Annotated in this window: 11 protein-coding genes; all 11 read right to left on the reverse strand. The window is 41.3% G+C overall.

What is annotated here, in order from left to right:
- Nucleotides 1-993 (reverse strand): glycosyltransferase family 2 protein, encoded by a 993-nt coding sequence (locus AB3G73_RS06210; protein ID WP_367743745.1) that lies wholly within the window; start codon nt 991-993, stop codon nt 1-3.
- 170 nt (nt 994-1163) lie between these two features.
- Complete coding sequence (locus AB3G73_RS06215; RefSeq protein WP_367743747.1) at nt 1164-2210, reverse strand: acyltransferase family protein; 1047 nt, start codon at nt 2208-2210, stop codon at nt 1164-1166.
- Between the two features lie 232 nt (nt 2211-2442).
- On the reverse strand, nt 2443-3633 hold the full coding sequence (locus AB3G73_RS06220; protein ID WP_367743749.1) for a UDP-N-acetyl glucosamine 2-epimerase: 1191 nt from the start codon (nt 3631-3633) through the stop codon (nt 2443-2445).
- 1 nt (nt 3634) lies between these two features.
- Nucleotides 3635-4840: an NAD-dependent epimerase/dehydratase family protein gene (locus AB3G73_RS06225; RefSeq protein ID WP_367743751.1), complete on the reverse strand. Its 1206-nt coding sequence runs from the start codon at nt 4838-4840 to the stop codon at nt 3635-3637.
- Nucleotides 4841-4847: 7 nt separating this feature from the next.
- Entirely contained in the window at nt 4848-5897 is a 1050-nt protein-coding gene (locus AB3G73_RS06230; protein ID WP_148367430.1) for a polysaccharide biosynthesis protein, read from the reverse strand.
- Nucleotides 5898-5917: 20 nt separating this feature from the next.
- Nucleotides 5918-6982, reverse strand: a complete 1065-nt coding sequence (locus tag AB3G73_RS06235; RefSeq protein WP_008022754.1) for an NAD-dependent epimerase/dehydratase family protein — start codon at nt 6980-6982, stop codon at nt 5918-5920.
- Between the two features lie 2 nt (nt 6983-6984).
- Nucleotides 6985-8304 carry a UDP binding domain-containing protein gene (locus tag AB3G73_RS06240; RefSeq protein WP_367743755.1) on the reverse strand — a complete coding sequence of 440 codons (1320 nt, stop codon included), beginning with the start codon at nt 8302-8304 and terminating at the stop codon, nt 6985-6987.
- Between the two features lie 37 nt (nt 8305-8341).
- Entirely contained in the window at nt 8342-10765 is a 2424-nt protein-coding gene (locus AB3G73_RS06245; protein ID WP_367743757.1) for a GumC family protein, read from the reverse strand.
- Between the two features lie 9 nt (nt 10766-10774).
- On the reverse strand, nt 10775-11608 hold the full coding sequence (locus tag AB3G73_RS06250; protein ID WP_367743760.1) for a polysaccharide biosynthesis/export family protein: 834 nt from the start codon (nt 11606-11608) through the stop codon (nt 10775-10777).
- Between the two features lie 16 nt (nt 11609-11624).
- On the reverse strand, nt 11625-13553 hold the full coding sequence (locus AB3G73_RS06255; protein WP_217722113.1) for a nucleoside-diphosphate sugar epimerase/dehydratase: 1929 nt from the start codon (nt 13551-13553) through the stop codon (nt 11625-11627).
- Between the two features lie 323 nt (nt 13554-13876).
- Nucleotides 13877-14467: a UpxY family transcription antiterminator gene (locus AB3G73_RS06260; RefSeq protein ID WP_148367442.1), complete on the reverse strand. Its 591-nt coding sequence runs from the start codon at nt 14465-14467 to the stop codon at nt 13877-13879.
- Between the last annotated feature and the right edge of the window lie 104 nt (nt 14468-14571).

A 14571-nucleotide genomic window follows, 5' to 3' on the forward strand; every position in this document is an offset into this window, starting at 1 on the left:
TTACTTACTAATCTTAGGGTTACGCGCTAAGTATGCCAATGGTATGGCGAGCACGAAACAGCATTTCAGTAATACAGACTTTGTATTTTTCAGTAGTTCCTTCAATGAGATTCCGAGCTTGTGTCTCAAAATACTTACAATTGCTACATCTTGAATGAAATGAGACGGTGACTTCTTTATATAATCCAAGTGCTCATCCAATATCATCTTTGTGTTGATAAACATATCAACATAATGCTGGCGACTCTTGTGACCTCGAATAATACTTGTTTCGGTATCATGACGATATTCACGAAGCACGACGAAGTAATAACGGCATTGGTATTTACGAGCAAAACGCCCTTGCCAGATACCTTCAGAAAAGAATTTATGCTGGTCGTGCATCCAGTAGTGTTTCGGAAAAAGATCAACGGAATGTAACGCTCCTGTACGATAGCAGGTCCAATTCTCAAAATACTCGTGCTTGATATAATTACTCTCTAGTGTTGTTTGGTCAATTCGTGTTCCAAGAAAAGACTTATTGAATGGTTTTCTCGAAACTATTGTACCATCCTCTTCCTGGGTTATAGTGCGAATGGCACCAATCTTCTCAAATTTATTCTCTTGTTTTATGTAATCCCATTCACCAAGATATGTTGCAACGGCCTTAGGCGAGTAGATATCATCATCATCCATGCACATGAAATATTCTGTTCTTACCTCATTAAAGGCGACTTCAAATGCACTATGCTTCCCTCCATTAGACTTCGAGATAAAGAGTATCGGTAACTCATTTTTCTCAAGAATCTCCTCTGCTACTTCATCACTGTTATCTTTTGAGCCATCATTGACAAGAATCCATACGAATCTCTTGTCCGTCTGATTCAAAAGACATTCATAAACTCGTTGAATGAGGTTTGCTCGATTGTAGGTTGGGGTAAAGATTGTGATAATATTCATATCACGACTATCTTTCAACCACTCTTTATACTTTATATTATATTGTTTTGTCATAAATGTTCAATAACCAATATAGAAGAATCGAATGAAATAACCTTAAATAAACTTTAAACGCATACTATTAGAAGACACCTCACCCCACAAAACCACCAAAGAACTTCTGTGATTCTGACCACTTTGTCGCACTTATAAGTTTGCAATTTGATGATTCATTGACCATTGAACTACAATATATTTCTTCCAACTTTTGTTTTTCTTATCACTATTGTTAAGCATGATGACAATATTAGCGTAATTACGAATGATGTCCAAGGCAGTATATATGGGTTAATCATTTGGGGAACTGACGATTCATATATAGCCTTTAGGATAAACTGCTGAAACAGATAGACCCCAAAGCAACATTCGCTTAGCACCCTTGAATATTTTCCTGATAATGAACGATGTACAAAGCTTTTAAAAGTTGCATACAACATTATTATGCCAACAGAAGCGCACACAAACCTAACGAATGTCATCAAAGATACATATAGTATCTTATCAGCTATCGGATATCCAATGAGTGAGAAATCTGAGATGTTTCCTAGCCACATTTTATTCAAGAATGCAATAACGAATGAAATTGTAAGAATAGGCAACCAACGTTTGATATTGCATGAGCCGACTATATCTTCCTTTTGCAATATGTATCCTACATAGAAAAATATCACATAGTACAATGCAACTCCCATACCGAAAGGTAAAGGCAGAAATGACATAAACATTGCGAAGAATTGTAATACTATTGCCCACTGCCTCTTTATTTCTATTTTCTCTATAAAATACACAATTACAAAGCACCAAAACAACATGGGTAAGAACCACATGTGTCCTACGCCACATAATATCCGATATACTGATGTAAGTATAGACTGATGATAGTCTCTAAACATCAATAGATAGATAGTACTGAAAATGATAGAGGGGATAATCAATCGCTTGAATTTCTTCACAAATATATTCTTTGCCTTCAGCACCTTCTCAGCTCCTTTCTGCCTTACTTGATAGCCTAAGATATATCCTGATATGAACACAAAAGTTTCGAGCAAGCAGGCATATGACAGCTTGTCCATCAAATCATACACAGGTATCTCCGGGTAATCCTCAATAGGTGCCCATCCGCCAGAGAATATCGCAAAAGCATGATAGAACACAAGCATCACTATCAGAAATAGTCTGATCACTACCACTTCATAAAGAAGTTGTTTGTTATTAGAAGTATTACTTGACATTTGCTTGTTATGTTTTTATATCAGTTCAGTCTAGTTAAGAGTCTAAAACATTTGTTTTTATAATTCATATATTGACCTCATATGATAGCAACCTGTGGCTACATTTATGGGAAGAAGATATATAGACTCATCTTCCGCAGTATTTTTTATCCAACGGAAGATATCGCACAGATACTGTTACGAATTGAGTTTAAGATTGTGCATATTATTAGTAAATACTGATTGCAAAAGCCTAAATCTCCTTGCGCCAAACCATCTTGTTAACAACCCCAACATATGACTGAATAATCTTAACAACCTTATTAGACACATCATCTATGTAGTTAGGAACAGGAATACCATGATTACCATCTTTTGTCATTTGAACAGCAAGATCAATGGACTGAAGAAGCCCCTTGGTATCGATACCAGAGAGGATGAAACATGCTTTATCAAGAGCTTCCGGACGTTCTGTACTCGTACGAATACATATTGCAGAGATTGGCTTGCCGATAGATGCATAAAACGAAGATTCCTCTGGAAGTGTTCCACTATCACTAACTACGGCAAAGGCATTCATCTGGAGACAATTGTAATCATGGAAGCCAAGAGGCTCATGTTGGATAACCCGTTCATCAAGTTTAAAACTACTCTCTGCAAGACGGTTACGACTACGTGGGTGACAACTATAAAGGATTGGCATATCGTACTTTTCGGCCATACGGTTGATAGCATTGAAGAGCAACATGAAGTTCTTCTCGGTATCGATATTTTCCTCACGATGTGCTGAGAGCAGAATGTACTTTCCTTTCTCCAAACCAAGACGTTGATGAATATCACTGGCTTCAATTTCTGCAAGGTTATTGTGAAGTACTTCTGCCATAGGTGAACCCGTGACATAAGTGCGCTCTTTAGGCAGCCCACAGTCGGCAAGATATCTTCGGGCGTGTTCGGAGTATGCCATATTCACATCACTGATGATATCAACAATACGACGGTTGGTTTCTTCTGGAAGACATTCATCCTTGCAGCGATTACCTGCTTCCATATGGAAAATTGGAATATGTAGACGCTTTGCACCAATTACACTCAAACATGAGTTTGTATCACCAAGTACAAGAACTCCGTCAGGCTTAGTCTGTGCAAAAAGCTTGTAAGAGCAATTAATGATATTACCACAAGTAGCTCCCAGATCATCGCCTACGGCATCCATATATACTTCCGGCTCTGCCAACTTCAAATCTTTAAAGAATATGCCATTGAGGTTATAGTCATAATTCTGACCCGTATGGGCAAGAATCACATCGAAATACTTACGGCACTTGTTGATTACTGCCGCCAAACGGATAATCTCAGGACGAGTGCCGACTACGATTATCAGTTTCAACTTGCCGTTGTCCTTGAATTTTATATCTGAATAATCAAATTTGGGTTGTTTTTCCATATTATTTTTCTACTTTATCAAAGTACGTATCTGGTTTATCCGGATTAAATATCTCATTACAGTACATAACTATTACCAAATCTTCCGTATCAGAGAGATTAATGATGTTATGAGTATAACCAGGAAGCATAATGACAGACTGTATTTTCTCTCCGCTCACCTCATAGTTCAAGACTTCCTCTGTACCTTCTTTACGAAGCTGAATGAGTCCATGTCCACTGACCACAATGAACTGCTCCCATTTGGTATTGTGCCAGTGTTCGCCCTTGGTAACGCCCGGTTTGGAGATATTAATGCTTACCTGGCCGCAATTTAAGGTATGTACAAGTTCCGTGAAACTACCACGCTGGTCCACATTCATCTTCAAGTCGAAAATCGCTTTTTCTTTTGGCAAGTAACTTAGGAACGTGCTGTACAGACGTTTTGCAAATGAATCAGTCGGGATTTCCGGAATCATCAGCGTCTTAGGCATTTCCGCGAATTGATGTAATAAACCAACGATTTCACCAAGCGTCACTTTATGGGTAACAGGGCAATAGCAATATCTGCCGTCAGCCTCCGGATGTACATCAAGCCCCTCGAATTCGCAATGATGTTCCCCACCTTTCAGGGCATGAATCATTTCGTCCACAAGGTCATCAATGTAAAGCAACTCAAGTTCCACACTCGGATCGTTGACCAGTATAGGCAAGTCATTGGCAATGTTATTGCAGAAAGTGGCTACAGCACTATTATAGTTTGGACGGCACCACTTTCCGTAAAGGTTCGGAAAACGATAGACCAAAACTTTGGCTCCTGTCTCTTTACCGTATTGTAGGAAAAGATCTTCACCCGCCTTTTTGCTACGACCATATTCGCTGTTACCAAAACGACCGGTCAACGAGGCTTGCGCACTGGAGGAAAGCATAACGGGACAAGTGTTATGATATTTCTTCAAGGTATCAAGCAATGTATTTGCAAAGCCGAAATTACCTTTCATGAATTCATCATTGTCTTTAGGGCGGTTTACCCCAGCAAGGTTGAATACGAAATCGACTTCTTTGCACCAATTATCAAGTTGTTCCGGAGTAGAGTCAAGATCGTACTCGAATACGTCACTGATCTTCAGTTCACCATAACAACGAGCCTTACCGTCCTTGATGTTATTAAGTTGGGCGCAAAGATTCTTCCCAACAAAACCTTTGGCACCGGTTACTAATATCTTCATAGTTTTATTATTGTACGAAGTTGCCCTCACCGCTCAACTCCTTCTTTATATACTCCAAAGCTGCAATCTTGGCTTTAGTTTCCTCCACGTTGAGGATTCGCGTATTGTTTGAATTGAACTCTGTAAGCGTGTTACGCTCTGTCTCACCCTCTTTGAAATATTTATCGTAATTCAACCCGCGGTTATCTGCCGGTACACGATAGAAATTGCCCATATCCTCTGCTTTGGCGCATTCCTCATTGGTCAGCAATGTTTCATACATTTTCTCTCCATGACGAATGCCGATAACCTTAATATCTTCTTTCTTGCCGCCAAAGAGCTCACAGACAGCTTCCGCCTGAGTCCGGATGGTACAAGCCGGAGCTTTCTGAACAAGGATGTCACCATTCTGACCATGTTCGAAAGCAAACAATACGAGATCCACCGCTTCTTCCAATGACATGATGAAGCGCGTCATTTTAGGCTCGGTCAATGTTACAGGATTACCATTGCGGATCTGCTCTATCCAGAGAGGAATGACTGAACCACGGGAACACATCACGTTACCATAACGCGTACAACAAATCTTGGTCTTACCGGAGTAACGGCTCTTTGCCACCGCTATCTTTTCCTCAACAGCTTTGGTGATACCCATAGCATTGATTGGATAGGCAGCCTTATCCGTGGAAAGGCAGATTACGGCACCAACACCCGCCTCAATAGCAGCCGTCAATACATTGTCAGTACCGATTACATTCGTCTTGACAGCTTCCATTGGAAAAAATTCGCAACTCGGAACCTGCTTCAAGGCAGCGGCATGGAAGATATAGTCTACTCCCGGCATGGCGTTCCTACAAGACTGGAGGTTGCGTACATCACCGATAAAGAATTTTATTTTGTTTGCCACATCAGGATACTTTACCTGATATTCGTGGCGCATATCGTCCTGTTTCTTCTCGTCACGTGAAAATATACGAATTTCACCGATATCGGTACGAAGAAAACGATTCAAGACTGCATTACCGAAAGAACCTGTTCCACCGGTAATCATTAGGGTTTTACCCGCAAAAATGCTCATAGTTTTATTGTTTTATTGTTTTATTTCTCCGTATTATAAAACTTTACATACCACTCTGCAAAGTTTCTTAGTCCATCTCTCAAACTTGTACTCGGTTTAAATTCAAAATCCTGTTCCAATGGAGTAGTATCAGCATAAGTAACAGGCACATCACCCGGTTGCATAGGCACAAGTTCTTTATGGGAATCAAAATCATAGTCTTTCGGAAGCACACCGGCACGAACCAATTCTTCCTGAAGAATAGTCACAAATTCAAGCAGGTTCTCCGGATGACTGTTACCGATATTATATACTTTGTATGGTGGAATCGGAAGTCCGTCTTCTCCATTCTCTTTTTCCGGAGCGTGTTGCATAATGCGTACTACCCCCTCCACAATATCATCCACATAGGTGAAATCACGCTTGCAATTACCATAATTGAAAATCTTGATAGTTTCGCCTTTTACAAGCTTGTCGGTGAACCCGAAATACGCCATATCCGGACGACCTGCAGGACCATAAACCGTAAAGAAACGCAAGCCTGTTGATGGAATATTGTAGAGTTTTGAGTATGCGTGAGCCATCAACTCGTTACTCTTCTTTGTTGCCGCATAAAGGCTGACCGGGTTGTCAACCTTGTCATCAGTTGAATACGGAGTTTTCTTGTTACTGCCGTATACGGATGATGAAGAGGCATAAACCAAGTGCTCCACCTCATAATGACGGCAGGCTTCAAGGATATTATAGAAACCGATAAGATTACTTTGGACATAGGTATCAGGATGGGTGATACTGTAACGGACGCCCGCCTGGGCCGCAAAATTTACGACAACGGAAATTCTGTTTTCAGAGAAAATTCTTTCTACCGCATCCTTATCGGCAATCGAGGCACGGACAAAAGTCCAGTCACGGTTTAACGACTCTATTTCCTTGAGACGCTCATGCTTGATATTGACGTCGTAATAATCGGTGATGGAATCAATACCGATTACCTTGATATTTCGAAAATCATGGAAAAGACGCATGACAAGATTGCTCCCAATAAAACCGGCAGCACCCGTTACAAGCACAGTCTTTTCGTCCAGCTCTATATTATATGGCAACATGGTCAGTCCCTTCTAAAAATGTCACGTGTATAAACCTTGGCTTCCACATCTTCCAGACTGTTGTCAAAGCGGTTGGCTATGATAGCCTTGCTTTGCGCTTTGAATCCGGTAAGATCGTTAACGACCCTGCTGCCGAAGAATGTAGTCCCGTCCTCAAGCGTGGGTTCATAGATGATCACTTCCGCACCCTTCGCCTTGATACGTTTCATTATACCTTGAATGGCGGACTGGCGAAAATTGTCAGAGTTCGATTTCATGGTCAGGCGGTATACACCGATGACGCAGGTATGCTCCTTGGATGCGTCCCATTGTCCGTTTCCTGTATAATAGCCTGCCTTACGAAGCACTGCATCGGCTATATAATCCTTGCGGGTCTTGTTTGATTCCACAATTGCGGACATCATGTTCTGGGGAACATCCTGATAGTTGGCAAGAAGTTGTTTGGTATCTTTCGGCAGGCAGTAACCGCCATAACCGAATGAAGGATTATTATAATGTGTCCCAATACGGGGATCAAGGCCTACGCCCTCAATAATCGCTTTACTGTCCAATCCCTTTATTTCCGCGTATGTATCAAGTTCATTAAAGTAGCTGACACGGAGAGCCAGGTAGGTGTTGGCGAAGAGCTTGACTGCTTCCGCCTCTTTTATACCCATGAAGAGCGTGTCGATGTTTTCTTTGACAGCCCCTTCTTGCAAAAGGGCGGCAAATGTCCTGGCAGCTTCCTGCAACATATTGACATCCGTGACGGACTGGATAGCCTTGTTTTCTTCCGCAAACTCCGGACCGTCAATAATCTTCGGATAGCCTACGATGATACGGCTCGGATAGAGATTGTCATAAAGAGCCTTGCTTTCACGGAGGAACTCCGGTGAGAACAGCAGGTTGAACTTCTTTACTCCTTTTTTGGCATATTTCACATAAAGGTTACGGGTATAGCCCACCGGAATCGTCGATTTGATCACCATTATAGCATCAGGATTCACTTCAAGCACAAGGTCGATAACCTCCTCCACACGGCTCGTATCGAAGTAATTCTTCACAGGATCATAGTTTGTAGGAGCGGCTATTACCACAAAGTCGGCGTCAGCGTAGGCTGCCCTTCCGTCCAAAGTGGCTACAAGGTCAAGTGGCTTTTCAGTTAGATACTTCTCGATATAATCATCCTGGATAGGAGAAACCTTGCCGTTCAGTTTCTCCACCTTTTCCGGAACTACATCCACAGCGGTTACATGATGATGTTGTGATAGCAGTGTCGCTATGCTCAGCCCCACATAGCCTGTTCCGGCTACTGCGACCCGAATCTCTTTGAAATCACGCATATTATGTTTGATTTGGTTTTATCTATATCAATGTTATTTACCTTCCCGACCTTGCATGCTTCTCTCCATAGCCATAGCCGTAACCGTAACGCTTGCCATAGCCATAATACTTGCCGTATTTGCCATAGCCATAGTAATAGCCGTACTTCTTTTTCTGAAGATCCAAGCCGTTTATAGCGATACAGAGATTAGGCAGCTTTTTATTTTCAGAAAGTTCATTAATCAAAGTAAACTCTGCCTTACGGGTATAATCAGCACGGCATACATATACCGATAAATCAGCAGTACGACCTATCAGCAAAGTATCGGTTACCATACCAACAGGAGCGGTATCCAGAATCACATAATCAAAGTTAGTCTTCAATATTTCGATGGCTTTCTCCAATCCGTCACGGGCCAATAATTCCGTTGGATTGGGCGGAACTGCTCCACCCGGAAGAATAAAAAGATTCCTGTTGATATCCGAAGGTTGAACCAGATCCATCAAGTTCATACTCGGGTTAGTCAGGAACTGAGTAATACCATGCTCTTTCTTGGGGATATTGAACACTTTGTTCAGACCGGGCTTGCGAATGTCAAGACCAACAATTACAACTTTCTTACCTAACAAAGAAAGGCTGATAGCCAAATTGGATGATACAAAGGATTTACCTTCACCACTGATAGTTGAAGTTACTAAAATTACGTTCTTATCTCTTTCAAGCATAAACTGAAGATTGGTACGGACATTACGGAAAGTCTCGCTCATCAGGTTGTTCTGATTCTCAAAGACCGCAATTGAACCGGATTTCTCATCTGCCAATGGAATATCACCTACAACCGGAAGTGAAGTCAATTTCTCTATATCGGCACGTCCTTCAATCTTGAATTTGGTCAAGCCTATCAGATAGATGATACCTACCGGGATTCCCATTCCCAAAAACAAAGCAACCAGATAGACCATCATCCTTTTAGGGAAAACGGGATTATCATCAGCAATCGCTGCATCAATTATCTGGGCATTATTTGCCGTAGCTGCCAAAGTAATAGCATTCTCCTCACGTTTCTGAAGCAGCATTAGATACAGTCCCGATTTGATTTCCTGCTGGCGGGCAATGCTTACAAACTGACGTTCCTGAGTCGGTGCGTCACTGATACGACGGGAATAACGACTCGCTTCACGATCCAAATCAGCTTTAGTGATCTGTAATCCTTTCAAGGTAGCATCCAAAGTGGCCTGCACATTGCTACGCATGGCACGGATACTGGTATTAAGGTTGACAATCGCCGGATTACTTTCAGTGGAGGTACGCAACAGACGGTTACGTTCAATTAGCATCTCATTATAACGCGAGATTGCTCCAACCAGGCCACCATCCTGCAAACCAACATTGGCAGGCAACACTTCATATTCACTACCCTGAAGGTATTTTTGCAAATCAACAATAAGGTTGATCTGGGTCTGATTCTCCACACGTTTCTTTTCGTATTCCGCATTACCCGTCAAGGCGATCTGTGCCTCACTACTCAAATCCGTAATACCTGCTGTACGTTTGAAATTTTCCAGATCTTGCTCAGTACTGCCCAACTCTTTGGAAATAATACCGATACGTTCATCTATAAACTCTGCCGTTTTCTGGGCCACTTCATTCTTGTCATTATTCGCATTGATGTTGTACATCTCAAGCAGTTTATTGATAAAATCCCTACCACGACGGGGATTAGTATTCTTCAATGAAATGACAACAACAGAAGTCGTTTTCGAAGTGGGGGCTATTGACAAGGAGCTGGCATATCCTTTTGCTACAGAGAAAGGTCTGTTAATGAAAGCCGTAATATGACGTTCTTTTGTCACGCTTTCCGGACGAACAGCAGATAAGGTATCATTATTTGCGAAAAATGCGACCGTACCCTCATCTGTCGGGAATACGGCAGGTAATTTTTCAAACTGTTTCCGGTATTCTTTATCACCCACTTTCATTTGTACATCCATCACACCTGTCGGTTGAAGAGTCATGGCGACTTCCATCCTGCCAGGAAGCTTGTCTGCCTCCTGCGGAGTAAGGCTCACCAATACAGGAGAGGTCTGATAAAGTTCCTTTTTCGGGAACTCGTCTTCATCCATATAGGTAACAAACAGTCCTAAATTGTTTACCACCTCTCCGGATAAAGACTTCGAGCGGAGCACTTCAATTTCATTATCAACATTACTGGACGAAGAGACAAAACCGTCCAACCCCATCCTTTCCAGTTCGGAAGACATACTTGTACCACCGCCTTTCTTATCATCCTTAATCAAGACTGTAGCGGAAATATTATAAACGGGTGTTGTCAGTCGCAGGTATCCCCACGCACAGGCGATACATACAATTACTGAAACCACGAACCAAGGCCAGTGAACCAGACAACGGAAAAAAATTTCCTGAATATTAACCTGTCCTTCAGACTGTTCCATACACTTTTCCTTTTTTTCCTCAACCATACAGTGATACTATTTGAAGATTGTTACTAATAAACTTGCCAATGACACCAAGATAGAGGTGGCTGAGAACCAAAGACTTGTACTATTACCGATATCAGAGTTACGAGCCTTCGCCTTGTTCGGAGTCACATAAACAATATCATTCTGCTGCAACCAATAATAAGGGGAAAGAATGGTTTCCGCACTGTTCAGATCCAGCGTTATAATCTGCTGTTTGCCGTCAGCACCTTCACGAATCAGCTTTACATTGTCACGAAGCCCCCAGACAGTCATATCACCCGCCATGGCCAAGGCTTCCAACAGATTCACCTTCTCATTATTAATGGTAAAGGTACCAGGATGTGCAACCTCACCCAATACGGAAATTTTGTAATTAACCATGCGGACGGTTACTATCGGAGTCTCCTTGATATAAGGTTTCAACTTTTCTATAATTAATTGTTCCGCCTCTTTCTTTGTCAAACCGCCCACCTTTAATTCGCCTAATACCGGAAAATTGATATTTCCTTCATTATCCACCAAATAGGGCTGTAGAACAGGCTGAGTTGTCAACTGTGTATTCCCGATAGCCACACTGCCAGGACTCGCTACAGTCAAATTGAATGGAACCGCCAACTCGGGACTGGTACATGAAACCACAATAGTAAGCAGGTCTTTAGGCATTATCTTGGCATCATACAAATTTTCCTGTTGGACGGTCTGTTCCACAACTTCCACATCCTGCAAGTAAGGAACCTTTTTGTATGACTGACAAGACGCGAGCAGAAATATTGCAATCAGACAGACAAACACATTACGTCCCATACCTTGCATACTCATATACATGTAAAATGATTTATTCATAAAATTGTTAAATTTATTATTCCTTATCCAACCTCTCAAATTTCGGAGAATTCTTTGACTTAAATTCCGGCACGACTTTCTTCATCAACCGCACGGTATCCATAATCTTTACCGTACGCGACAACTTCTCAAACTCTGCATAAGTATCAAGGATATCTGCATATTCATACCGACGTACTTTAGCTATCATAATTTTCTTGTTTTCGGTAGGTATTGTATTTTCTTTATCGCTCAACACCTCTTCATAAAGCTTTTCACCCGGACGTAATCCTGTAAATTCGATCTTTATGTCTTCCCCCGGACGATAACCCGCCAATTCAATCATACGGGTAGCCAAATCAACAATCTTCACGGCTTTGCCCATTTCAAAAACAAAGATCTCATTGCCCTCTCCCATCGTGGCAGCCTCCATCACCAAACGGCAAGCTTCAGGAATAGTCATGAAGAAACGGATGATATCAGGATGAGTAACAGTGACAGGACCGCCATTCTCAATTTGTTCCCTAAAACGAGGAATGACAGAACCATTACTGCCCAATACATTTCCGAAACGTGTCGTGATGAATTTGGTATGACCTTTCACTTTCCCTTCACGAATAGCACATCCCAAACTCTGTACATAGATTTCTGCCAAACGTTTGGAGCACCCCATTACATTGGTAGGATTCACGGCTTTATCTGTAGAAACCATAATCATTTTTTCTGCGCCATATTCCACAGCCATGTCAGCTACCTGTCGGGAACCGGTTACATTGACAAGGACAGCCTCGCAAGGATTTTCTTCCATCAACGGTACATGTTTGTAAGCGGCGGCATGAAAGACGATTTGAGGATGATAAAGATCAAACACCATACGTACACGCTCTTTCACACGCACGTCACCGATCACAGGAATAAAATCTATATTTGGATAATTTTTCTCAAATTCAAGACGGACATTGTGTAAAGGAGTCTCTGCAGAGTCGAACATGATAAGTTTTTGAATTCCCATCTGCACCAATTGACGGCAAAGTTCACTGCCAATACTGCCTGCCGCACCGGTCACCAACACCACTTTTCCCCTGAATTCTTCCGCAACCTGACGAAGATTGATGTTGATTTCAGCACGTCCCAGCAAATCTTCAATCTTGATGGGACGTATCCATTGGTGAAAATTGCCGTCAGAATCCGCTTCACTGATAGTAGGAGCTATCAATGTTTTAAGTTCATTGCTTTTACAATATTCCAAAAGGCGTTTTTCTTCCAAGCGAGTGTCTTCATAACGGGCAAACAGGATCCCCTTAATTCCACGCTTTCGCATGATATAATCAACATCCGACTCATTTTCAAAGTAATAAACGGGAAGATCTGCCAATCGGCGTCGGCTGTTATTTTTACCATATACATAAAAACCTGCTACCTTATAATGTGCACTATCCCTAAGACGTAATTTCAAGGCCACGCTCTCTTCGTCAGTACCATAAATAAGAATACGGGTATTCTTTTTATTCACCCAATCCAACAAGAGGTCATAGACGATTATTAACGATACGCGAAAAGATGTCAGAATCACCAGAGTCAATAAGCCATCAAATAGAAGATAGGATATTTTATAATTGTATGGCAATTGAATCTCATATATAAGCCCAAAAGAAATAATGGCCAAACAGACAATTTTGAATAAAACGGCACACATGATACGCCAAAGTTCACGAGCTTGTGAAAAACGAATCGTATTACGATAAGTATGGAATAACAAAGCGCCCGCAACACTTGACACCAAGGAAACACAAGCAAATTTACAAAGCATCCAGTCTGTCATTGGCACATGCGCCATATAATGAATTACAGCATAAGCTACCAATGAACACAATACAGAAAGTGCCGTGTCAATACCTAAAACAACCCAATAACTGAAATAGTTTTTGCGGGCATATTGTACTATGCCCTTCAATGTTTTTTCCATTATAGTATAAATGAATAAAATAATATTTCGAAGTTTGATTTATCTGATTGATTACTATCAATACAAAGGCAATGAGCAAGATTTCAATGTCAGTGTAACCCAACAGAGAATCTTTTCATCTTTCGATACGTACATACATTTCTACACTATATCTTTTACAAGATATAATTCATAATACTTTTATGGATTTTTTTGAGAGAGGTCATCGATAAATATATCCACTGTTTGGTTACCGATGTCAGATAGACTGTCTGCTATTTTACAGACTTTCATTACATTTTTGCAGTAAAATCCCCATACCCCCTATAAAATAGATTGATTATTCAATCATCTAAATCCCCATTTTCAAACACCGGCTCTACACACCCCACCGGTATATCTACACATGCATACCCCAACATCGTCAATCGAACAGCAACTTTCGATTTCCCATTCATATTTACTAATTCCCCTTCCAGTCCTGCCAATGGTCCTTTGATTACCCGTATTTTTTCTCCCGGAGCTAATGGCGATGTACTCATGCTGATCGTCTCATCCGAGTAATCGAGCATAAACTTAAATCGCAACATTTGTTGGTCAGGAATAACAGCCGGAGTACTCTCCCCACGTAATACCATATAACGGCTGATAGAAGATAAAGTCAGGACTTCTTTTTGTTCTTGCAGATCAACGTGAACAAAAATCATCATCGGAAGTAGTACCCGGTCGACAACCTTACGACGGTCGCTCCATTGATGGACTTCTTGTTGAATTGGAAGGAAATTTTCGATCCCCATTTTCGTAAGCCGCTCACTCGTTTTTTTCTCGTGACAGATGCGCACAATGGCCACTAACCAACGTTTTGAGCGCGCTACGCTGCTGCCAATCACATCTGTTGGCAGAGTTCTCTGATCGTCATTTTTCTTAATGATCATGTATTTTTACCCCTCATTTTTCCGTTACTTCTTTGGTAATGGATTGAATTCGGTGACAAAGATAGATAAAATTATAAATAATAAACAAGAAAAAATGTACTCTT

This window comes from Bacteroides sp. L008 (assembly GCF_040812255.1).
Taxonomy (GTDB): Bacteria; Bacteroidota; Bacteroidia; order Bacteroidales; family Bacteroidaceae; genus Bacteroides; species Bacteroides vicugnae.